At 38.5% G+C, this 21594-nt stretch carries 24 protein-coding genes, 3 tRNA genes, 1 rRNA gene, 2 other RNA genes and 2 pseudogenes; 9 read left to right on the forward strand and 23 right to left on the reverse strand.

Translation table 11 applies throughout. The features are described from left to right. Positions 1 to 248: 248 nt before the first annotated feature. Positions 249 to 1354 (forward strand): annotated as a pseudogene (locus Q5794_RS18205) (GntR family transcriptional regulator). A gap of 91 nt (positions 1355 to 1445) precedes the next feature. Here the strand turns inward: Q5794_RS18205 and Q5794_RS18210 are convergent. The 5 genes from Q5794_RS18210 to Q5794_RS18230 all read right to left on the reverse strand — a co-directional run bounded on the left by Q5794_RS18210 (position 1446) and on the right by Q5794_RS18230 (position 5478). Continuing rightward, positions 1446 to 2429: an HD domain-containing protein gene (locus Q5794_RS18210; protein WP_214987472.1), complete on the reverse strand. Its 984-nt coding sequence runs from the start codon at positions 2427 to 2429 to the stop codon at positions 1446 to 1448. Between the two features lie 115 nt (positions 2430 to 2544). Further along, positions 2545 to 2922 (reverse strand): hypothetical protein, encoded by a 378-nt coding sequence (locus tag Q5794_RS18215; RefSeq protein ID WP_192995443.1) that lies wholly within the window; start codon positions 2920 to 2922, stop codon positions 2545 to 2547. Positions 2923 to 3115: 193 nt separating this feature from the next. After that, positions 3116 to 4483, reverse strand: a complete 1368-nt coding sequence (locus tag Q5794_RS18220) for a nucleoside recognition domain-containing protein (RefSeq protein WP_374989233.1) — start codon at positions 4481 to 4483, stop codon at positions 3116 to 3118. 13 nt (positions 4484 to 4496) lie between these two features. Beyond that, positions 4497 to 5228, reverse strand: a complete 732-nt coding sequence (locus tag Q5794_RS18225; RefSeq protein ID WP_374988266.1) for a FeoB small GTPase domain-containing protein — start codon at positions 5226 to 5228, stop codon at positions 4497 to 4499. Next, the gene (locus Q5794_RS18230) at positions 5221 to 5478 is read right to left on the reverse strand and encodes a FeoA family protein (protein WP_013058246.1); all 258 of its coding nucleotides are present in this window, start codon (positions 5476 to 5478) and stop codon (positions 5221 to 5223) included. Before Q5794_RS18230 ends, Q5794_RS18225 begins: the two co-directional genes overlap by 8 nt. Before the next feature lie 432 nt (positions 5479 to 5910). On the opposite strand from Q5794_RS18230, the gene Q5794_RS18235 reads away from it, so the two are divergent. Next, positions 5911 to 6840: a DUF3298 and DUF4163 domain-containing protein gene (locus Q5794_RS18235; protein WP_214987475.1), complete on the forward strand. Its 930-nt coding sequence runs from the start codon at positions 5911 to 5913 to the stop codon at positions 6838 to 6840. Between the two features lie 56 nt (positions 6841 to 6896). On the opposite strand, the gene Q5794_RS18240 is transcribed toward Q5794_RS18235, so the two are convergent. After that, positions 6897 to 7079: a hypothetical protein gene (locus tag Q5794_RS18240; protein WP_192994743.1), complete on the reverse strand. Its 183-nt coding sequence runs from the start codon at positions 7077 to 7079 to the stop codon at positions 6897 to 6899. 120 nt (positions 7080 to 7199) lie between these two features. Next, positions 7200 to 7367, reverse strand: coding sequence for a hypothetical protein (locus Q5794_RS18245; RefSeq protein ID WP_214987476.1), 168 nt, complete (start codon positions 7365 to 7367; stop codon positions 7200 to 7202). A 390-nt stretch (positions 7368 to 7757) separates the two neighbouring features. Between Q5794_RS18245 and Q5794_RS18250 the strand changes: the two genes are divergently transcribed. After that, positions 7758 to 8135 (forward strand): VOC family protein, encoded by a 378-nt coding sequence (locus Q5794_RS18250; protein WP_214987514.1) that lies wholly within the window; start codon positions 7758 to 7760, stop codon positions 8133 to 8135. Positions 8136 to 8158: 23 nt separating this feature from the next. Here the strand turns inward: Q5794_RS18250 and Q5794_RS18255 are convergent, their stop codons facing one another. Both Q5794_RS18255 and Q5794_RS18260 read right to left on the reverse strand, forming a co-directional pair. Further along, entirely contained in the window at positions 8159 to 8542 is a 384-nt protein-coding gene (locus Q5794_RS18255) for a FixH family protein (protein WP_013058250.1), read from the reverse strand. A 204-nt stretch (positions 8543 to 8746) separates the two neighbouring features. After that, positions 8747 to 9094, reverse strand: coding sequence for a DUF6054 family protein (locus Q5794_RS18260; protein WP_028409537.1), 348 nt, complete (start codon positions 9092 to 9094; stop codon positions 8747 to 8749). A 143-nt stretch (positions 9095 to 9237) separates the two neighbouring features. Between Q5794_RS18260 and Q5794_RS18265 the strand changes: the two genes are divergently transcribed. After that, positions 9238 to 9657: a MarR family winged helix-turn-helix transcriptional regulator gene (locus tag Q5794_RS18265; protein ID WP_063247511.1), complete on the forward strand. Its 420-nt coding sequence runs from the start codon at positions 9238 to 9240 to the stop codon at positions 9655 to 9657. 45 nt (positions 9658 to 9702) lie between these two features. On the opposite strand, the gene Q5794_RS18270 is transcribed toward Q5794_RS18265, so the two are convergent. Together Q5794_RS18270 and Q5794_RS18275 are read right to left on the reverse strand one after the other, a co-directional pair. Continuing rightward, the gene (locus tag Q5794_RS18270; RefSeq protein ID WP_214987477.1) at positions 9703 to 10866 is read right to left on the reverse strand and encodes a DUF4179 domain-containing protein; all 1164 of its coding nucleotides are present in this window, start codon (positions 10864 to 10866) and stop codon (positions 9703 to 9705) included. 19 nt (positions 10867 to 10885) lie between these two features. Beyond that, on the reverse strand, positions 10886 to 11341 hold the full coding sequence (locus Q5794_RS18275) for a sigma-70 family RNA polymerase sigma factor (RefSeq protein ID WP_374989234.1): 456 nt from the start codon (positions 11339 to 11341) through the stop codon (positions 10886 to 10888). A gap of 206 nt (positions 11342 to 11547) precedes the next feature. Between Q5794_RS18275 and Q5794_RS18280 the strand changes: the two genes are divergently transcribed. Together Q5794_RS18280 and Q5794_RS18285 are read left to right on the forward strand one after the other, a co-directional pair. Further along, positions 11548 to 12561 carry a S66 peptidase family protein gene (locus Q5794_RS18280; protein ID WP_214987479.1) on the forward strand — a complete coding sequence of 338 codons (1014 nt, stop codon included), beginning with the start codon at positions 11548 to 11550 and terminating at the stop codon, positions 12559 to 12561. 143 nt (positions 12562 to 12704) lie between these two features. Further along, the gene (locus tag Q5794_RS18285; protein WP_374988267.1) at positions 12705 to 12887 is read left to right on the forward strand and encodes a hypothetical protein; all 183 of its coding nucleotides are present in this window, start codon (positions 12705 to 12707) and stop codon (positions 12885 to 12887) included. Here the strand turns inward: Q5794_RS18285 and Q5794_RS18290 are convergent. Next, positions 12862 to 12927: pseudogene (locus Q5794_RS18290) on the reverse strand (hypothetical protein); the annotation flags it as partial. The gene Q5794_RS18285 and the pseudogene Q5794_RS18290 overlap by 26 nt on opposite strands. 45 nt (positions 12928 to 12972) lie before the next feature. Then, positions 12973 to 13215 (reverse strand): hypothetical protein, encoded by a 243-nt coding sequence (locus tag Q5794_RS18295; RefSeq protein WP_251034174.1) that lies wholly within the window; start codon positions 13213 to 13215, stop codon positions 12973 to 12975. Positions 13216 to 13407: 192 nt separating this feature from the next. Between Q5794_RS18295 and Q5794_RS18300 the strand changes: the two genes are divergently transcribed. Together Q5794_RS18300 and Q5794_RS18305 are read left to right on the forward strand one after the other, a co-directional pair. Then, positions 13408 to 14058, forward strand: coding sequence for a DUF975 family protein (locus Q5794_RS18300; RefSeq protein ID WP_164796057.1), 651 nt, complete (start codon positions 13408 to 13410; stop codon positions 14056 to 14058). A gap of 435 nt (positions 14059 to 14493) precedes the next feature. Beyond that, the gene (locus Q5794_RS18305) at positions 14494 to 15339 is read left to right on the forward strand and encodes an NlpC/P60 family protein (protein WP_374988268.1); all 846 of its coding nucleotides are present in this window, start codon (positions 14494 to 14496) and stop codon (positions 15337 to 15339) included. Positions 15340 to 15395: 56 nt separating this feature from the next. Here the strand turns inward: Q5794_RS18305 and Q5794_RS18310 are convergent, their stop codons facing one another. Both Q5794_RS18310 and Q5794_RS18315 read right to left on the reverse strand, forming a co-directional pair. Continuing rightward, the gene (locus Q5794_RS18310) at positions 15396 to 16067 is read right to left on the reverse strand and encodes an MOSC domain-containing protein (protein ID WP_374988269.1); all 672 of its coding nucleotides are present in this window, start codon (positions 16065 to 16067) and stop codon (positions 15396 to 15398) included. Positions 16068 to 16117: 50 nt separating this feature from the next. Beyond that, entirely contained in the window at positions 16118 to 16333 is a 216-nt protein-coding gene (locus tag Q5794_RS18315; protein ID WP_374988270.1) for a hypothetical protein, read from the reverse strand. 468 nt (positions 16334 to 16801) lie between these two features. On the opposite strand from Q5794_RS18315, the gene Q5794_RS18320 reads away from it, so the two are divergent. Beyond that, a complete protein-coding gene (locus Q5794_RS18320; RefSeq protein ID WP_192994763.1) occupies positions 16802 to 17977 on the forward strand; it encodes a NupC/NupG family nucleoside CNT transporter in 1176 nt (391 codons plus the stop codon). 344 nt (positions 17978 to 18321) lie between these two features. On the opposite strand, the gene Q5794_RS18325 is transcribed toward Q5794_RS18320, so the two are convergent. From Q5794_RS18325 to Q5794_RS18360, 8 genes are all read right to left on the reverse strand, one after another. Then, positions 18322 to 18412, reverse strand: a tRNA-Ser gene (locus Q5794_RS18325). Between the two features lie 112 nt (positions 18413 to 18524). Beyond that, positions 18525 to 18601, reverse strand: a tRNA-Arg gene (locus Q5794_RS18330). 9 nt (positions 18602 to 18610) lie between these two features. Beyond that, positions 18611 to 18695, reverse strand: a tRNA-Leu gene (locus tag Q5794_RS18335). Positions 18696 to 19035: 340 nt separating this feature from the next. Further along, positions 19036 to 19887, reverse strand: coding sequence for a tyrosine-type recombinase/integrase (locus tag Q5794_RS18340; protein ID WP_214987484.1), 852 nt, complete (start codon positions 19885 to 19887; stop codon positions 19036 to 19038). A 126-nt stretch (positions 19888 to 20013) separates the two neighbouring features. After that, positions 20014 to 20129, reverse strand: a 5S ribosomal RNA gene (gene rrf, locus Q5794_RS18345). A 52-nt stretch (positions 20130 to 20181) separates the two neighbouring features. Beyond that, positions 20182 to 20446, reverse strand: an RNA gene (gene ffs / locus Q5794_RS18350) — signal recognition particle sRNA large type. Between the two features lie 13 nt (positions 20447 to 20459). After that, positions 20460 to 20648, reverse strand: a non-coding RNA gene (gene ssrS, locus Q5794_RS18355) — 6S RNA. 349 nt (positions 20649 to 20997) lie between these two features. Further along, positions 20998 to 21177, reverse strand: coding sequence for a small acid-soluble spore protein H (locus tag Q5794_RS18360; RefSeq protein WP_013084255.1), 180 nt, complete (start codon positions 21175 to 21177; stop codon positions 20998 to 21000). Positions 21178 to 21594: the final 417 nt, after the last annotated feature.

Raw genomic sequence — 21594 nt, forward strand, 5'->3', positions numbered from 1 at the left:
ACTTAAGTATATTTATTTGTACGTACATTTGTCAATATAAAAATTATATATGCACACAAATAATAAAAACATCCTATCTTTTCTTTTTTAAACTTTTAAAAAATCCTTATCCAGTTGTTAAATATTTCTACTTTTTATTAAAAAGAAAGGAAATCTTTTCATTTATTCACGTTCATGATAAAATATGTCCATACAAATTTTACGCATAAAAAAAGTTGAATGTATACAACTACGAAAGAAGTGAAAACATGAAGCCAAAATATCAGGTGATTATTGAGGATATAAAAAGCAAAATTCTTTCAGGAGATTACAGCATCGGCGAACAAATCCCTACTGAATCGGTCATGCAAGAAACGTATGGTGTCAGCAGACATACGGTTCGAAAAGCCATTTTAGAGCTGTCGAATGAAGGATTTTTAAGAAGCGAAAAAGGATCTGGCACCTATGTGAGCAATCAGTATCAATCCAAATCTAGCGGAGCTTCTACCAACAAAACAATTGGCGTTATTACCACGTATATTTCCGACTATATTTTCCCTTCTATTATTCGCGGAATTGAAAGCAGGTTAAATAAAGATAATTATTCGCTGCTGCTGGCAAGCACGAATAATGATGTGGAACAAGAAAAAAAGCGCTGGAAATGATGCTTTCCTACGGAGTAGACGGCTTAATTGTTGAGCCTACAAAAAGCAATTTGTACAATCCAAACATCTCGTATTATTTATCATTCAAAGAACAAGACGTTCCGTTTACAATGATTAACGCCTATTACGAAGAATTGGACGTTCCGTTTTTTTGTCTAGACGACGTTCAGTCAAGCTACCTTGCCACAAATGAATTAATTTCAAAAGGACATACGCAAATTGGGCTCATCGCAAAAATGGATGATCTTCAAGGAAAGTACCGAATGAAAGGCTACATAAAAGCGCTTGGTGAAGCAAAGCTCCGCTTTCAGCCTGAGCATATTTTGTCTTTTAATACCGAAACAAAGCTTGATTTGTATGCTAATTTAAAAGAATTTCTTACTGAAAATCAAGACGAAATGACCGCTCTTGTCTGCTATAACGATGAAGTCGGATTAGAAGTAGTAAATGTATGCAGACAGCTTGGCATTTCCATTCCGGACAAGTTGTCAATTATTGGTCAAGACAATTCGTACATCGCTAAAAATGCGACGATTAATTTAACAACGTTAACCCATCCGCAGGAACAAATGGGACACGACGCGGCGGATTGGATTATTAAAAAGCTGCAGGGCAAAAAAGATTTGCCAAATGAAACCTACTATCAGCCGGTGTTAGTTGAAGGAGAAACGATTAAAGAGTTAAATGCGAAGCGTGATGAAGTTCGTTAAAGAGAAGGCTTCCTTAGAGGTCTATAAAACTTCTTATGAGAGAAAGGGATGCACATTATTATGCATCCCTTTCTTTATGTACTGATTCCCTTTATAACGGAACCTGAATGTTGAGATATACACCTTTTTCTATCCTTTGTTTTGATTGTTCTATTAGTCTTTGAGCAGTAATAGATAGTTTGGATACAGGAACGACTTGTTCTGAAACGACAACAAGAGGATCAACCCAGCGCATTTTTGTCGTTTGGTGAACATCGTGACAAGAAGCAGTACCTGTTTGTACTTTGCTGTTAAAAAGAGCAGATAACATCCCTTCAATGCTGCTATCTCGAGCGTTTTTCAGCAACCGAACCACATCGTCATCCTGCTTTAAAAAATCTTCTATAGATAAAATATCTTTTTGCAAAGCGAGCTTGATAATTTTCGTCAGCTGATAATTTCCAAACATATTAAGCGGATTCATAAAAAAGCCAATCACTTCTTTGTAGTAAGCATCCACAAACCACTCTGCCGCTGATAAATTACTGCATGCCATTTGCCCATTGAATACGACAAGCTGATCCAAAAACGCATGCACTTCTTGTAAAGTAATCTCCCCACATACGTACAAATCCCGCAGCGTATAATCCACGCGGTCAGCACATAAGTGCGGAGCTTGCTGTTCGAGCAGCGTCCACTGGCTTTCATCAAGTAAGATATCTCGCCAGTTTAAACCGGCGCTTTTTAAAATATGAGGAATAGACGACTGGGTCACAATTTGTTCGTAAATCATTTCATGATAATTTTCTTCTTTTTGTTCCAAAACATAGTCAATCACATGAGAAAATGCCGTATGTGAAACGTCATGTAATAAAGCCGCTATTTGCTCTTCCAAAGAGCCTCCTAATCTGTTGACAAGCATCAGCGCACCAACGGAATGATCGTATCGAGTAGTATTCCAGTTTTCATTTACAAACCGGCTCGCCCCGCCTTGGTAAATTCCTTTTAAACGCTGTACGGGATCACTTTGAATGAGTTCTAAAAGAACGCCGTCTGCTTCAAATTTCCCGTACAGCTCATCATAAAGTATGAGCATATCCTTCTCTCCTTTTCCTAGCTATTTTGGACTTATTTTAATCTTACATGAGACATCGCAGGGTTCCATTTTCCTGTAACTAAAAACGACCTCGTCTTACCAGAGGTCGTTTTTATTATTCACTTGACGCTTTAATACGATCAAAATACTGCTTCGCAGGAAGCAAACCAAGATTTTTTTCTTTCCGTATGTATTTAATAACATCAACGTCTCTTCGGCCATTTCGAATCAAAAGATTGACTTTGTTTTCAAAAGCCTCGTCTTTGTCTATTTCTTGCTGCTTCCACTCTTCATTAGAATCGCGTTTAGGTGCTTTAAGCAAGAATACCACTAATATAATAAGAACACTGCTTGTGGTCATATAAAGCCAAAACCAATCGAGAAACCAGCTGTTGATCACATTCACTATGATGAGAATGGTGAAGCAAGAATATAGCCTTGTTTGATACTTATTAGCTTTTTTTGAATTTGTTTTGCTGAAAAATAACCCCACAGTCAGTCCCCTTTTAGCAATCTATCTGTACGTTTTGTCTATTAATTTCTCTTATACATGAAATGAATCTACATCATACAAATTACCATTTAACCTAACAAATAGCAATCAAGTTCACCCTATTATACTATCTCATTGACTACTCATAAAAAATACAGAGCTCTTTTCAAAGCCCTGCACTTTTATTTCATATTTAAATAAGGTTAAACGCTTTTACCACTTGAGCAACCGTAAACGTAACGCCAATCGCAATCACTGTTGGAATAGCAAAAGCAAGAAACGTCCACTTTGCATTTTTGGTTTCTTTATAAATGTTCACAAGCGTCGTTCCGCACGGAAAATGCAGAAGCGAAAACAACATCATGTTAAGGGCCGTTAGCCACGTCCAGTGGTGATCAAGGAAGATTTGTTTGAGTCGAGTCGCATCTTCAATTTCAATTAATGAACCCGTTGATAAATACGCCATCAGTAAAACTGGTACGACAATTTCATTAGCCGGTAAGCCAATAATAAAAGCAGCTAATATATAACCGTCTAGTCCTAGCGATTTAGCAAATGGATCAAGAAACTGAACAAAATGCATTAAAATACTCGTATCACCGATATAGATGTTGGCCAGTACCCACGTTAACACCGCTGCGGGTGCGGCTACAATAATCGCGCGTTTTAACACGTACAGCGATTTATCAAGCGTCGCGCGCACAATTGTATCTACAAATTTTGGCTTGCGGTAAGGCGGAAGCTCTAGCGTATAGTGGGTTGGAACTCCGCGCAGCGCTGTTTTAGACAGTGCCCATGATACGAACAGCGTCACCACGATTCCAAATAACACCGTTCCGACTACAACAAGCGCTGTTACGAATGTTTTAGCGGTACCTGTAAAGCCTGTTGCCATAAATAAAGAAGCTAACAAAATCAGCGTAGGCCATCTGCCGTTACACGGAACAAAATTATTTGTTAAAATCGCCATCATACGTTCACGTGGCGATTCAATAATACGAGTCGACATAATCGCTGCGGCGTTGCACCCAAATCCCATCGCCATCGTTAGCGACTGCTTGCCGTGGGCGCCTGCCCGTTTGAACAGACGATCCATATTAAACGCTACGCGAGGCAAGTAGCCGTAGTTTTCTAAAAGCGCGAACACCGGGAAAAAGATGGCCATCGGAGGCAGCATCACGCTAATGACCCATCCTGTACCTCGAAACAGCCCTAATACAAGAATTCCATGCAGCCATTCTGGCGCATGCATCGCTTGAAAGAAAGCTGTTAAATACCCTTCGGCCCAGCCAAATCCTTGTGCGATTAATCCAGAAGGAACATTTGCGCCGGCTATGGTGATATAAAAGATAACCGATAAAATACCAAGCATAATCGGAAAGCCCCAAATTGGCGAGGTAAAGACTTTATCTAGCTTTTCTGTGCGCTGAAGCTTTGAGCGGTCTTCGTACACAACTGATTTTTTACATATTTGCTGTGACGACTGATAAATGCTTGCGACCATATTTGAACGATGATCTTTTTCTTTTGCCTGCTGGGCATAGCGAGTTAATTGTTCCATCGCTAATGAGTTTTCAGGAGTTAACGGATTTCCCATATGCGCTGTTCCTCCTTTCTGTGTGACTGATATCTTGCTGCTGACGCTGCTGAATCGTTTCTAAAAATGACGTGTCTCCATCAAGAACCCGTAAAGCAATCCAGCGCAGAGGAAATTGATTTCCCACAATAGAAGCGGCTTGAGGTTCTAGCTCCTTTAATGACGCTTCTATTTCTTTTGTATACTGCACCTGGTAAGGATTAAGCTTTACCTGCCCGCGCACGACTTGTTCAATCGCATCCAACAAATTCGTAATTCCTTTTTTATTACGAGCTGATATAGGCACAACCGGTACGCCTAACGATTCAGCCAGCTTTTTTTCGTTAATCACAATTCCTTTTTTCTTTGCTTCGTCCATTAAGTTCACACAGATCACGACGTTTTCAGTCATCTCCATTACCTGAAGAGCTAAATTAAGATTTCGTTCCATCGCAGTTGCATCCACCACCACAATCGTAACGTCAGGTCTTTCAAATAAAATATAGTCACGCGCTACTTCTTCGTCTGCTGAGTTTGAATAAAGTGAATACGTTCCAGGCAAATCGACGATTGTGTAGAGCTGCTGGTGATGTTCAAACGTCCCTTCTGCTTTTGCTACGGTTTTTCCCGTCCAATTTCCCGTATGCTGCTTGAGACCGGTTAACCCGTTAAACAACGTACTTTTTCCTGTATTCGGATTTCCTGCTAATGCAATATGATACTTACTCACCGTCGTCACCTACTTTTTTCACATAAATTTTTGAGCTCTCTTCTTTTCTGAGACCAATCGTTGTATGACTTACTTGATAGGCAACAGGATCTCCTAAGGGGCTTTTTTGAAGCACTTTGATAATTGCTCCTGGAATAAACCCTAAATCTAACAAGCGTCGCTTTAAGGCACCTTCGATTTCGATTCGCTCTAGCTGCACCGTTTCACCTGTCGTAAATGTAGACAATGGATAATTATTTACACTAGCCATCTATTTTTCGTCCCTTCTCATTTTTTACTTAAGGTTATATTTTTTTCGTTAGACCAACTTTTAAGGTAAAAAACATGCTCGTTGATTTTTAATAGGGTATTCTGCTGGTGCAGAAAAATGAACATGTCAGCATAATTTATTTAAAATTTTCAGTTTTTACTTATCATGATACCGAAAGTTTACCACAGGAAACTTTTTTAGTCTAGGGTAAAACACTGTGTTTTTTCTTATTTCTACTAAAGGCATAAAGTGCGCCGGTCTATTTTATTTAATTATTTAATAAGAGGAATCAAGTCGAAAAATAATTTAGTAAAAACGAATTGATAAAAGTAAAAAAACTGTAAAAATATGCTATACTAGTGAATGGGTTTTTTTTGAAAATAAAGTATCGATTAGCTTTAAAACCTACAAAAATCACTTTAGGGGGCTTTTATGAAAAGGTTCAAAAGAGTTAGCGCAGTTGTTTTAGGTTTGGCTTTGTTATTCTCACCGCTTGCTCCGCAAACAGTTGCAGAAGCAAAAGTAGTGTGGGGGAATCAGGAACTGGTTAAAGGGCAAATAGGACGCGTTACCGTTTTAAAGAACACTAATCTTTACAACATTAAAAACAACAAGTTAGTAGCGGCTAGAAAAGTGACAAAAGGGCAAGTATTCCGCGTGTATTCTGAGTCTAGCAAATTTGGTGGTCTTTATGGGGTATCAAAGGGTACCTATGCTCAAAAGTCATCAAGTATTAAGTATGAAAAAGCGCCTAGTGACAAAATTCAAGCACTAGGAGTAACGGTTACGAAGAAATCTTTAGCAAGCAACATTAGCTATCCCCAGGTATCCGGCCTTATCAATAAACCATTTGAAGCTAGCTATAATCGAAAGTTTTTAAACATTGCGAAAGAAGCACAAAAAGAACACAACAAGCTAAAAGAACAAGAAAAGGAAGACCGCAAAAACGGCTGGGCACCAGGTCCTTATTCTCGTAATATGACATACTCTGTACCTTACAACCAAGATAATATTTTAAGTGTTGCTATTACGAATGATGCATACGCTGGCGGCGCTCACGGCAACGCTTGGATTGATACGTACAATTACGATTTGTTGAAAGCTCGACAAATTAGCTTAAAAGATATTATTAACAATAACAATAAGCTAAATAAAGTTAATAACTACATTCGCAATGAAATGATTGCTCGTAATAAAAAAGGTGCTCAGTTCTGGGTTAATGAATTTAAGTCTGTAAATTTAAAAGAAGATCAGTTTTATTACACAAATAGCGGCATTGCCATTATATTTGGTGAGTATGAGTACGGCCCGTATTCTAACGGCATTCAGACGTTTAAAATCCCGTCCAGCGTTTATAAATAAGATAGTCAGTCGTATAAAACTAGCCTACTGCATGAAAAAAAGAAGCCTGCGAACCATCAGTTCACAAGCTTCTTTTTCTTTTTTTCTGCAGAATAAGCGGAGCAAAAAAGAAAGATGAGCCCTATTCCGCTTCCAACCATCATTGAATAGGAAAACGTATCTTTCAACGCTAGTCCGCCTATCATTGATAATAAAAACAGAAAATAAAACAGTAATGTGTAGTTTTTCTTCTTCTTCACAATCTCACTCCCCCTCTACCATCGTTTTTCAGAAAATCAAATTATACACCCACAGAAGAACCCAGGACTACCTACATTACGCTTCTGATAGCCGAGGAAAAATTGCTGGTTGAGGTATTTTTATAGTGTTTGAAAAAGTGAAATGGTCAGAACTAACGTCAGCAAGGAGCCTGCGGATGTTAACACCATTATTTTTCGGTTACTCTGATTCTTTTCAGGTGTTAAAAACTCTTGAATTGCTACAAACCAGATAACAAAAGTGATTAAGGAAATAATCCCCATAGACATATGAGCGTCTCCTTTCTTATATGTATTTAAATTTTCAGCATATCTAATCAACAACCTTTCCCACCCAAGATACTCAAATAGATGGCACTTTCGTGTACCAAATTTAACAACCTCTTATTCTGTATAACTGCCATTTAAACACAATCTTTATCTTAATATTAACATAAAATTCCATAACCCTTTAATGTATTATGTAAAAACCACAATATTTTAAAAAACAGGCTATTTATAAAACACTCTTTTGAACTAAAAATAGACATACAGCTGTCTTTGGCTATTCTCCACTTTACAAATGATATACTTATTTATAGAAAAACCTCTCAGACCTCATCAAATACTTACTCTATTTTCAGAGGAAGAAAGTTCACACTGTTAGGAGGAAAGGAAACGATTAAAAAGTTAGACCATTTTGTGCTAACGGTAAAAGACATTGAAAAAACTACTCACTTTTATACGGTTATTTTAGGCATGCAAAAAGAAACGTTCGGAGAAGGAAGAATAGCCCTTCGTTTTGGTGAACGAAAAATAAACTTACATCAAGCGGGCCATGAATTTGAGCCAAAAGCAAAGCATCCTCTTCCCGGCTCTGCTGATTTATGTTTTATCACAAAAGAAAAAATCGAGAGCGTAATTAGTCATTTACAAAAACATGATGTAGAGATTGAAGAAGGACCCGTCAAACGAACAGGTGCTGTAGGCCCTATTGTTTCTGTTTATATTAGAGATCCTGATTACAATTTGATTGAGCTATCGAACTACTTAGATTAAAGCCCCTTCTTCAACTATAATTTTTACTCTTTAGACTTGCCTACCTCTACTTTTTTCGTAAACATTTTCATGTCACCGTCTACCGTAACGTGAGCGGTAATCATGTATTCGCCGTCTTCTTTAAACGTATAGTCCGTGCTGTATACACCTTTTCCTTCGTGCGGTGCTTTTGTCATTTCTTGATTGATATAGCCTTCTTTTTCAACTTGAAACTGTACGTCATCTGCGTTTTCCACTTTTTTATCTCCTTGCGTCACAAGGACTTTAAGCTTGACTTGTTCATTTGCTTGAATTGATTCCGGTACTTCAATCGTTCCTTTTACTTCTTTTGAACTTGAATCATTTCCTTTTGAACAGCCTACTATAGCTATCATTAAAACGAATAATACGATGCTGAGTTTTTTCATTATGTTGTTCTCCTTTGTTATGTAAATGTGAAGTCTTCCTGCAATTTCATATTATACCCGTTTATCCGGTAAAAAGAGAAAAAATGCTTATTGTCCACATAAAGTTCTTATTTCTACAGTAGCTTTTGCATCTTTTCATTTCTCTAATCGTCATTTCCTTCAAAACAAAGCTGAAGAAGCTTATTGCCTTCTCCAGCTTTGCCTTTATCTCTGCGGTTCTTCTAACGTGTACGATGACAGTGCATTTTCTACCCATCGTACAAAATCTTTGCTTGCTCCCCAGTCAATATTCAATATCCCTTCTGCGCTTCCTGAAGGAATACACTTAACTTTGTTTGGCCCCGACACATTTTCTAAAATAATAGTTAATGATCCTCTGCCGCCGGTGCGGAAAAAATAGCGTTCAAACACAAGCGTGCACATCTGCTTGCCGTCTCCTAGATCATAATATTCTTTGTATAATAAGTCACTTTCAGAATTATTTGCGTTCACAAGCTTCTTTGCTCCATCAAAAGGAAGCAATGTTGTTTTAAACTCAATTACCTTTTCCATCACTCAAGCCCCTTTCTATCGCAACAGATATGTACTACTTCTCTTTTTCCCTCTAAAAAACCTGCCGCTTCTCTTTATGTACAATATGGTACAATAGAAAAGAAAAGAAATTGTTTGAACGGAAAAAGGAGCACACAACCTCAATGAATACACGAGATGAACTTATCCAAAATGTGGTTTCAACGATGCGAAACCAAACGAAAAAAATGCAGCTATCGGTTATCCCCACTTTAAAGTCATATATTCCTTTAAATGAATTTTTAGCGCTTCACATGCTGTATAAAGAAGGGAATCATATCGTTTCTGAGATTGCCGAGCATATGCACATCTCAAACAGCAGCATGACGTGCATCAGCGACCGATTAATGGAAAGAGAATTTGTTACGCGCGTACGCAGTCAAAAAGACCGCCGCGTTGTCTACTTATCGATTACGGATAAAGGAAAAGCGTTTGCAGAAGAAATGGAAAAAGTACTCACTAAAGAATATGGTGAAAAGCTTAGCCATTTTACGGATGAAGAATTACAGACGTTTCTTCGCTTGTTAAATAAAATGGATATCTAATAAAAAACCAGATGCCCGCTAAGCAGGCATCTGGTTTTTATTTTGTTATTTGTTATTCACCTTCAAATTAAAGGCGTCTGAAGTTAAGTCTTTTGCCCAGTCTTTTTCGTTATCACTTACATACGGAATAAACCGAAGCATAGTCACGTCTTTATCATTTCGGTACTCTTCGTCCATTTCCATCACGGTGTCTGTCGCTTCTCCGCTTGCGCTTTCAGACAGGTTTCTTCCATTTTGGTCTTTTATTTTGACACCGACGTCCGTTCCGCCTCGGATGCTTCTTTTTGAAGCTGTAAACGTATAGTTCATTTTAATCGAAACAGGCGATACGCGAATTTCTTTAATAGACAATACGCCTTCTATTCCTTTTTCATTAATCGGAATTTCTTTATTTAACGGATATACTTTTGTGTCAGCAATAATTTTTGAGCCGTTTATGCTTGTGTATACGGTCCAATTCCCTTTAATTTCTCCATAGGAATCTCGATGGTCACCGCTTTTCGTCTGAGCAGGATTCTTTTCAAATTCTAGACTTGTGAACTGCGCACTGATTTGATAGTTTTTATTTGGTTCAATATGATCTAGCACATTGTAGCCTTCTACATCGATTTTCCCGTCTCCGTTCGTGTCCGCTTGCGTTAGTTTTAAAGCGTACAAGTAGTTCCAGCTTCCGTCTTTGTTTTTGATTGGTTCCTCTCTAATACTTGAAGCGGAGTTAAAAAACAACATATTGCCAATTTTTACACGCAGCTCTCCCGGTCGAATTGACGCGTCTCGGTTAAGCCCTAGTGCAGTTCTTCTAAATTCATCTGCGCTAATCGTCAACCCAAGCAGCACCTGTCCGTCATCAAGCATCAGTTCATTTACTTTTACTTGAATGCCTTGGTCCGTTGCCGTTTCATTTACCGTTTTTTTATAGCTGCTCAAACTGCCTTCAGGCTTGTTCATAAGCAGCTCGATTTGCTGGCCAATTTGCTGACTGATTCGCACAGCCGATGCCCATACCGTTTCGTTTTGCATCATCACAGGCGTCACAGCAAGCAGCAGTACCGCAGCGGCGATCAGCGGACGTGCTTTTTTTCGAGTCGGCTTTATGTCACGCTTTAAGCGTTTTTTCATTCGTTTTTTCTCGCTTGCCGTTAGCTCGATTTCTTCATATTTATCAAAATCTACAGAAGATCCATTTAATAAGTCATATTGATTTTTCATCTTTGTCCCTCCTTATTTCTTATTTGAAAATCGCTTTTAATTTTTTTCGTCCGCGCGACAGCCGGTTATATAAATTGCTGATGGTGGTCTCTTGCTTTTTCGCAATTTGTTTCAGCTCGACTTCCTGTAAGTAATACGCTTTGAACAGCTCGCGGTCTCCTTCATTTAAGTGACCTAAAAGTTCTTCCACATCGTTTGTTTGAACGTTATGAACTTCTGGTGATTCACCAAATTCTGCTTCGCCAAGCGCTTCGTGCTGCGTTTTTATGTATTTGCGCTGATAGTCAATGGCTTTGTACTTTGCAACAGCCGCAACCCAATTTTCAAACGTATTTTTCTCCGAATCAAAGCGGTGAATATGATGCCATACCGCTAATAATACGTCGTTTATACATTCTTCTTCATAGCTTTTTAACGTGCCTAAATGCTTGCGAACAATAGAGGTAATTAATCCTCCGTACTGATCGATTAACAGCTCTAATCCTTTTTTCTTTTTTTCGCGTTATACATGCAACAATCCAGTCATCTTCCATGACATTGCTCCTTTCCGCTTGCTTTTACATCTATTAATACGGATTCTTTTTACAAAACCTATCAATCTTCCTAATTTAAATAAAAAATAAGCTTGTTCCGTATTTCCCTCGCTGGTAAAATAAGCTAAAACCTTTGAAGGAGGCCGCTATGATTACCTATCCTTTTCTTACATCTAACCCTACCATCGGCGTAACCGCACCTTCTTCTGGTGTACCTCAAGCTCTTCATTCCATGTTTTCTTTATCGTGTGAACGAATGAAGGAAAAAGGCTTTTCTGTTATACCGGGAGAAACCGTTTGGACGCAGCACAAAGCAAAGTCCGCTTCTCCTAAAAAACGTGCGAATGAGCTTCAAGCCATGATAGAAGATGAAAACATTGATATCATTATTCCTCCTTGGGGAGGCGAACTGCTGATTGAAATTCTTGAACATCTCGACTTTACAAAATGGACAGCAAAATGGGTGCTTGGCTATTCTGACACCAGCGTTCTTTTGCTGGCTATTACACTTAATACCGGGATTGCAACGGCTCATGGAACCAACTTTGTGGACTTGCGAGGAGAGTACTGGGATCCAACGACTGCGATGTGGCAGCAGGTGCTGACGACTAAAAAAGGAGAAAGCGTGGCTCAAGTTTCTTCTGATCGCTATCAAAAAGAATGGCAGCACGACAACCCGTCACCGTGCGTGTTTCATTTAACCGAGCAAACCGCTTGGAAGCATACAGAGTTAAGCGACGTGCACATCGAAGGGCGTCTTCTCGGAGGATGTATTGACGTAATCAGACACTTAGTAGGAACTCCTTTTGGAGACGTAAAAACGTTTCGAGAAAAATACATTCCTGCTGAGCCGGTCATTTGGTACTTTGACAACTGTGAACTGACGACCGCTGACCTTCGCCGTTCACTTCTTCAGCTTAAGCTAGCGGGTTGGTTTGACAACTGCTCAGGTATTTTATTTGGCAGAAGCACCGCTAATCAACCCGTTGATTCCTACACCGCTGAAGATGTGTATCGTGACCTTGCCTCTGACTTACATATTCCAGTTATCTATGACATCGACTGCGGCCACCTCCCTCCTCAGCTCACGCTTATTAACGGCGCGTATGCTCGTGTTAAAGTAGAGAAGAAGAAAAGCACGGTCGTTCAATACTTTACGTAAAATAATAAGGACGTGAGAAAAGTAGTTTAATTGAAGGCAGATCCGAACGAGCTTGAATTCTGATGGAGAATCAAACTCGTTCGGTTTTTTTTATGGGTACGGTGAACGTAGGCTTGTTTCATATAAGTAGGTGCTTCTAATGGTTGATTGAAGGGCAAGACGAAGACTCCTGCGGGAAAAGCGGAACAGGTGAGACCCCGCAGGAGCGCACGCGACGAGGAGGCTCACCGGCCGCCCGCGGAAAGCGAAGTCTTGCACGAAAATCAACCGCGCTTCATTTCGTTATGTTTCAATTTTGTTTTACATATCTGTCATCAGTAATATAAACGTCCCTAATAAGAAAAAAGTTGCACCAAACCACGAGTGGTAGTGCTCTTTTTGCTTTCTTTCAAACTTCCATTCTTCGAAACCTCAAATTACGTATAGGAGGAAAAAGAAAAGAAACATAAAAACGGAGGTGTAGGCTGGAGGTATAACAAAGATCAGCACTAAAAACGCAGCAAGCATCACCATTTCAATTGTGACAACCAGCGGACGCCTTCCTTTAAAGCTTCTCCAATAGCTTTTTGTCATCTTTGTATGCAGCTTTTTTCGCAGGCAAAAATCCAGAAAGATATAGACAACTGCCAGAATCAGCAAATACACAAGCGTCATTTTCATTCCTCCTTCCAACCGAAAATATCCTTATAATTCCATTTTAAAGAACTTCCATAAATTTCAAGCGTCTAAAAAATCTTTACACAACTTATTAGTGCAAGCATTCATATATTCAAAAATCGCTAATATATTGACTAATGTACAGGTTAAATTCTCTGTATAAACTCACCTAGAGGGGGACATCAAGTTATGAGAATAAAAGAAGTGAAGCAAGGTGCACTCGCAGCGCTGAAAAATCGCTGGGGATTTGCCGTACTGCTTACGTTCGTTACGTATCTAATTGCTGCCGGTATTCCAGGACTTATTGACTTTTTAATCAACGGATTTCCAAACGGGTCCGAAACCGAATACTCTCAGTCTACCTTAGCTAATATTGTATCCCTGCTGCTCGTACCGCTCTTTTTCTCTTACTACTGGGTACTATTGCGTCTCGTGCGAGGAGAAAGTGTACGTGTAGGAAACGTGTTTGATTCGTTTTCATCTGCGGGATTATACTTTAGAACACTCGGACTTTACTTGCTAACGATTATTTATACCGTGCTATGGAGCATTTTATTAATCATTCCTGGCATCATCAAAAGCCTTGCCTATTCACAGGCTTACTACGTATTCCGCGATAACCCAGATTATTCAGTCAACCAGTCTATTACTGAAAGCAGACGGTTAATGAACGGCTACAAGTGGACCTACTTTTTACTTGTTTTAAGCTTTATCGGCTGGGGAATTTTAAGTATCATCACGCTTGGCATTGGGTTATTATGGCTCGTTCCGTATGTAACGACTTCGCTTGGCGTATTTTATGAAAAGCTAAAGGCAAATGAAACTGAAGTCGCTGAATAAACGAAAAACCGTATTCGAGTTGCGAATACGGTTTTTTTATTTAGTTTTGGTATTCTCTATATACATTAGCTGAAATTTGTAACCTGTTATTCACTAAATGAGCTAGTAAACTATATTAACATCGAACTATATCTCCTAGAAACAGGAGCTAAACAGCCGCCGTCTCCTTAATTCCCCCTCTTTTTTAACATAAAAATAGAAAAATTCCATACCCTTTACATATTTTCTAATAAATCTATGAATTCCCTAAACATTTCTACCTAGATAAATTGTCAGAATTATTACAGAGAAGGTGACAATTCTACTTATATCGCTCTTTAATATTAAAACTATGTTACAAAATGTCGTAATTTGGAATTAGATGTTTACTTTTCCTGTCAGGATTGATAGACTCACAGTTGTGAATAAAACAAGTTATGGAAAGGGAGAAAGAACATGCTAAAGAAAGCAAATCGTACAGTTATGAATATGGGGTTAGCAGCATTACTTGTTCCCGCTGCCCTAACATTTAGCACAACTTCAGCAAGTGCAAATGACGGAGGCGCTGCACCAGCACCCGTACAAGAAAAGGTAACGCCAAGCGTACCTCAACAACAAGCAACTACTACTACTAATCAAAAAGTCATCGTAAACGTGAGTGCGTTAAATATTCGTCAAGGAGCTAGCTTTTCATCTCCAGTCGTTGGAACTGCAACACAAGGTCAAGAGTTTGCTATTTTAAAAGAAGCAAACGGCTTAGTTGAAATTGCACCAAACAAATGGATTTCAAAAAGCTCAAGCTACGTAACAATTGCATCAGGTAAACCAAGCGCAAGCCAAGTAAAAGGTGTAAGCACATCAACTCCTTCTACTTCTACAGCATCTGCATCTGCATCTGCAGCACAAGAAACAAGCACACCAGCACCTGCTCCAACTACAAGCACGGCTTCTGGAAGCACAGTAAATGTTGCACGTAGTTTAGTAGGATCACCTTACCAATGGGCAGGAAACACACCAAGCGGATTTGACTGCTCAGGCTTTATCGCATACGTGTTCAACCATAGCGGTCACAGCATTTCACGTACAAGCGTAGCAAACTACTGGAACATGGCGACAAAAATTTCGTCTCCACAACCAGGAGATCTAGTATTCTTCCAAAACACATACACAAGCGGCCCATCTCACATGGGAATCTACATCGGAAACGGCCAAATGATTCATGCTGGTTCACACGGTGTAGCTGTAGCTGACCTAGATGTTTCTTACTACCAAGATCATTTCTTAGGATACGGACGCTTCTAAGAAAAAAATGCCCTCTAATCGTTAGATACGTTCTAACGATTAGAGGGCATTTACTTTTATCGCTGCGCGACGGAAAGCGCCTTTTCAATACGCGTTTGAAATTTATGCTTCCAGTCTTCAGCTAGCTCAGCCACTTCTAAAGCCCGCTTCATCCCTTCTACATCTTTTGGACGATGGAAATATAAATCAAGCGTAAACAAAACGGATACTTGGTTGGGATGAGCTTCAACCAATTTCACTTCCGCATCTTGCGTAATCGTACCTTCTTTCAGCACGCGGCAAAGATAGCCCGTATAGCTTGTCTCGATCATTCGTTTTAAAATCCCTTTAACGCCCGTTCGCTTTGTAATCGTGTCACATGGATTTCGCCCTTGCGTCACTTGAATAACAGCGTCTCCTACTTGATAAACGTCTCCAATGCATACGTCTTTTTCAACCATGCCTGCAACAACAAGATTTTCTCCAAACGCAGACATCGGCAGCTCCGTATCAAACTCTGCGTTCCATTTTTTGTAGTGTTCATACGGATACACGCATACCGCACGATCCGGTCCGCCGTGATACTTTAAGTTCGCTACGCCGTCGCCTTGAAACCCTTCTTTTGCTAAAAACGTTTCGTCTACTTGCTTCTTGCATATGCCTGTACGCATTTCTTTATCAGGACTGTATGCCATTTGTTCAGGCATGCCGGTTGCTAAATGAATCAGCTTTCTCTCGGGTGCTGTCATTATGTTTACACCTCTTTTATCATTTTTACTAGTTTACCACAATCATAGCCTTATTTGCGTGATGTGCTAGTTAGCTCTCTTAGCGTTTTCCACTTTAGCCCCAATGCATAATTAATAGCGGTAACTGCGATAAATCCAAGTACCACGCCTGAAACGGTCGGTATAAATAAAGATGGAAGTACCGCTACGCAAGCTAGTGTTACCACAAAATTTCCGGTATACGACCATTTTGGATGCTTTGAAAAAAATGTTTGAATAGTATTCATCGTTAACTCCTTTATACAATTGCTTTATAATTCCTCATGAATATTCTACCATTAAAAAGGAAAAATTTCTCTTAAATACCGTATTATAAGTGACTTTGTCTCTTTTTCGCTTCTTATGCTGAAATTCCAAGAATCGGAAGTATCATAAATTTTTAAAAATATTTCACAATTATATTAAAAATATCTTCATTTCCTCTTTTTCTTTTGTTCAAAATGATTTAAGATAGTAGAGGCTGTCGAAATATAAGTTATTATGTCAGTTCTGCATGTTTTTTTACATATTAGCACATAGTAAATATTATTTTACAATTACGTCATTTTTTTTAATGGCCTAAAAAATTTTGCCCATTTTTACTAAAACTAGCGTGAAAGTCCTGATTTTTATATAAAATAGAGGCCGATTTACATAGTCATTTCTATGCACGTCCCTCTTTTATAAATATAGAGTACATGTAAGGAGAAAAGTAAATGTCAATTTTAATGGGAATTATCGGAATTTTAATTGTCTTAGCAGTTGCGTTCCTCATGTCAAACGACAAGAAACTTATCAACTACAAAGGCATCGCAGTTATGCTGGTTATTCAGCTCGCTATCTCTGCTTTTATGATGAATACATCGATTGGTCGCAAGGTGCTTGACTTTATTACGAGTGTATTTACAAAGATCTTATCATTTGGTAACGACGGAATTTCGTTCGTGTTTGGAGATCTTGCAGGAAAAGGCATTTTCTTTATCCAAACGTTAGTTATGATTGTATTCGTTTCAGCATTATTAAGTATTTTAAACTACTCTCGTATTTTACCCTTTGGGATCAAATATATTGGAGGACTTGTTTCAAAAATTACCGGACTTCCCCAAATTGAAAGCTTCACAGCCGTGAACGCAATGATTTTTGGTGATACAACGGCGCTAATTGCGGTAAAAAACCACATCGGAGGTTTAACACCAAACCGTTTATTTATCGTCACAACAACATCTTTAGTATCCGTTTCTTGTTCGATTCTAGGCGCATACATGCAGATGATACCGGCGGAATACGTATTAATTGCCCTTCCGCTAAACGTATTCTCTGGTTTAATTGTTTCTTCTATCGTCGCACCTGTAAAAGTGGAAGATGAAAATGAAGTCGATATCAAAGCGCCTGCTAAGCAAGGCACACTGTTTGAAGCAATCGGTGACGGAGCACTAGACGGCGGACGCGTTGCGTTAATCGTAGCAGCGATGCTTGTAACGTACGTTGGTCTTTTAGCATTAGTGAACTACGTATTAAACGGCGTAATCGGATTAACTGTTCAAGACATTTTAGGCTATATCTTCTACCCAATTGCCTTTATCATGGGTATTCCGGCAGATGAACTAATGAGAGCCGGCGGCGTAATGGGAACAAAAGTAGTAGCAAACGAATTCGTTGCCATGCTTGACTTCCAAAAAATGATGCCTCACCTTTCTGAAAAAACGGTCGGTATCGTATCAGCTTACTTAATCTCATTTGCAAACTTCAGCTCAATTGGTATCGTTCTTGGTACCATCCAAGCAATCAACGGCGAACAAGCTTCACGCGTTGCCAAATTTGGCTTGAAGATGCTGTTAGTGGCTACAATGGGATCGATTTTAACAGGTATTATGGTTGGATTGTTTATTTAATGAAAAAGCACTCACTTTGGTGAGTGCTTTTTTGTTGGGGCTGGTTCATTTGGGATTATAGCTAGAGCGTTTCTACAATGTTGAAATTTATTAAATATCTCTGTTGACATACTCTTAGTTATCGGCACTATTATCAAATGCTTTTCTTATCTTCATTCTAATAACATTTAAATTAGTTTTACATAATGGATTAAAGCAATATCTCTTATCCAATAAAAAGACAGCTTGCTTTATCAGCAAACTGCCTTTTTTGTAATGACCCGTCCGGGATTCGAACCCGTGTTACCTTTTTAAAAGGACAATTTCTCGACCACTCGGCCAACGGACCAGATAAAATTATAAAATGGCAGAGAAGAAGGGATTCGAACCCTCGCATCGCGTTAACGATCTACTCCCTTAGCAGGGGAGCCCCTTGAGCCACTTGGGTACTTCTCTGTATGGATCTCCCACTGAAATATTGTGGAATAATGGTAGGCCTAAGTGGGCTTGACACTGACCTCACGCTTATAAGACTTGGGCTCTATAAAACTGATCTGCTTCCCGTTTATGGCGCGCCCGAGAGGAGTCGAACCCCTAACCTTTTGATCCGTAGTCAAACGCTCTATCCAATTGAGCTACGGGCGCTTCCTAAAATGGTGCGGATGAAGGGACTTGAACCCCCACGTCATAAGACACTAGATCCTAAGTCTAGCGCGTCTGCCAATTCCGCCACATCCGCATGTGAAAAATGGTTGCGCCAACCGGATTTGAACCGGTGATAAAGGTATTACAGACTTTGACCTTACCACTTAGCTATGCCACCAATAAATATAGAAATAATTTACAGTGAGTCGCGTTTATTCGTATACTACCCCTTTATATGAAACCTGGACTAGTAATTTAATAATTCATATCTGTTTCGCTACCAACAAAAATTATTCTACCTTATAATTTCGTAGAATTCAACATCTATGTAATTTATGTTTTAATATTTAATTTTGCAATTATTAATTAGAAACATACACCTAAATAAAAAAAGCTCTGTAACAAGAATCATGATTCTTGTTACAGAGCTCTTTTTATAGAAAGGTTTGAGTAATCGCATTTTCTAAATCTCTTTTAGAAGATTTTAGGTATCGTTTTGTAACATTCACATCAGAATGGCCTGCTAATTCGGCAACTGTTGCAATATCTATCCCTTTCTTAACTAACTCATGACAGAAAGTGTGGCGTAATTTATGAGGATTTACATTATATTTTTTTAACATGTACTGAACCGTACGTGCAGACATTCTTCTATTAAAATTAGAGACAAATAAAGCTTCATGATTAGAATCAAATGAATCAATATATTTCTTTAAACTATTCCTTGCTTCTGTAGAAAGAGGAACAAATCGCTTTTTACACCCTTTAGCATTACGGATAATTAAAAAACCGTCAGATTTATTATTCTCTACGTCTTTACGATTCAAAGCACAAATCTCTGATACTCGAATCCCTGTATGTAATAAAGTATATACAATAGCAATATCACGAAGGTTTCCCTGTTGCTTTACTTCAGATAAAAGGCGGTCACGCTCACTTGCTTCTAATGACTCTGGTACAACCTCGTTATTTTTCTCTTTTTGTTTACGTTCAATATTTTGAACAATTTGTGGTTTTTCAAGAAAGCGTGCAAAAACGCTAATTGTTACAAAAGCTTTTTCTATAGTCGACGCACTTTTATTATTAGATTCAAGGTTAAGCATATAAGTTTGGACATTATTTCTTGTTATTTGATTTAAATGTCTACCTTCACTTAGAAGCCATTCATGAAATTGGTTTAGCACTGCTCGATAGGTTTTAATCGTATTATCAGATTTGCCTGATTCTATTAACCATTGGCTAAAGTCATCAATCAACGGAATAACTTCTAGGCTATTTTTTTTCACTCTAAATCCTCCTACATGTACTAATGAATTACGTAAAACATAACATTTAATTTCGTAGAAATCAATTTAAACGAAATTAATATACAAAAAAAACAGCATATCATTGAATGATGTGCTGTTTTTTTTGCCTGACAACGTCCTACTCTCACAAGGACAAAGTCCCCACTACCATTGGCGCTAGAGAACTTAACTTCCGTGTTCGGTATGGGAACGGGTGTGACCTCTCTGCTATCGCCACCAGACCTATTAAAGATAGTTTTCTCAACACTAAATAACAATTGCTAAGTAAAAACACCGTGCACCCGTCATTGACATGATCAAATAAGCGTTACTTGTACAGTTAGCTCGACCGGGTTGTGCTGCAACACACAGAAGAATCTACTTATGGCTGCTTCCTTCCGGACCTGACCATGTTCATAGGTTTCTGTTGTGCAGGACCTAGTTGTCAACACCACTTGTCCAAGTCAGACCTTACCCGACTCATACCTCTGTTAGGAATTAAACCCTGCTAAGGCGGATTGCAGGTTACAGGGCACCGCCATCTCCCCGTCTAGCACGGTATGTATAGTTAAGGGATTCCCACCTATGTCGTCCTCCCAATCTGTTTTGTGAACCCGCGATCTCGCAGGTGGGTTTCCGCATATTAACGTTCCAGCGATCCTGTGTCAAAGACAGGCATGGCATCAGTCAACAAATGTAGGAATCCCAAATAAACAGTACGGTTCAAAACAAATAGGGCATAACGTACATCGTAGGATAAGTATTTAACGTGTTTATTGATGATATAGATTATCCTATAATAAAATTTCGCAGAAGTCAACATAAGCGAAAAAAAAAAGCTCCTAATCCTCATACAATATTTTCTTATTTGCTTGATTTACTGTTGTTGGGAAGGGATTTCTTTGAAAGATGGAAGTTATAAGGAGTCGTGTTTCATTATATTGAGTCCTCCACTTAAAAGTGAAGTTCATTATAGTTAGATTTTTATACATCCTTGATCTAACAACACTTTTCTGATGTGGTGATTTTTTTCTTCTCATCCTCTATCGATAAAAATAAGAGAAAAATAAAAAAGCCTAAATAAAGCGGCTTTTTTATTTTAAGAATAAATTATTGTTCTGCTAATTCAGATATAGAAACACTTTGCTTATTATTTGGTTCATCCAGGTTATGAATTGTAGCTACCCCATTTTGTTGGTCTACATGCTCAATGTAAATACTTTTCCCATTATATATTACATTGGCCATGTCCACTGAATCGGCAATTTCTTGTGCTCTCTGTGCATCCACCTTTATCTAGCCTCCTTTTTATTTATGACAGTGAAAGTATTTGTTTTTAATTAATTTTTATGCATCTAATTCCTCTATATAAAATCAATTTTAATTTTTCAAATGAGACATTAAGTAGTAAAGAAGCTATCTCGTTCATAATTTGAGATAGCTTTTCATTTTATTATTCAGTTTAATCTTCTTCTGGAATCTTAATTAAAATGGCTATAGCTATTGTTGCCAAAAATATAACCCCTAAAGTTAGCAATAGACTCGTACTCATATGCCTCATCTACCCTTCTCTCTTCATCCCTATGATTCCATTTTAGCAGAGGAAATTAGTTAATAAAACTGGAAATGATAGCGTTTTACTAAAAATTTTATACATGTTAAAATAATGTAGTTGTTTTAACTCAACCAATGTATTCAATTTTTAGC

Origin of the sequence: Priestia megaterium, from assembly GCF_041941685.1 — a bacterium.
In the GTDB taxonomy this organism is placed as follows: Bacteria; Bacillota; Bacilli; order Bacillales; family Bacillaceae_H; genus Priestia; species Priestia megaterium_C.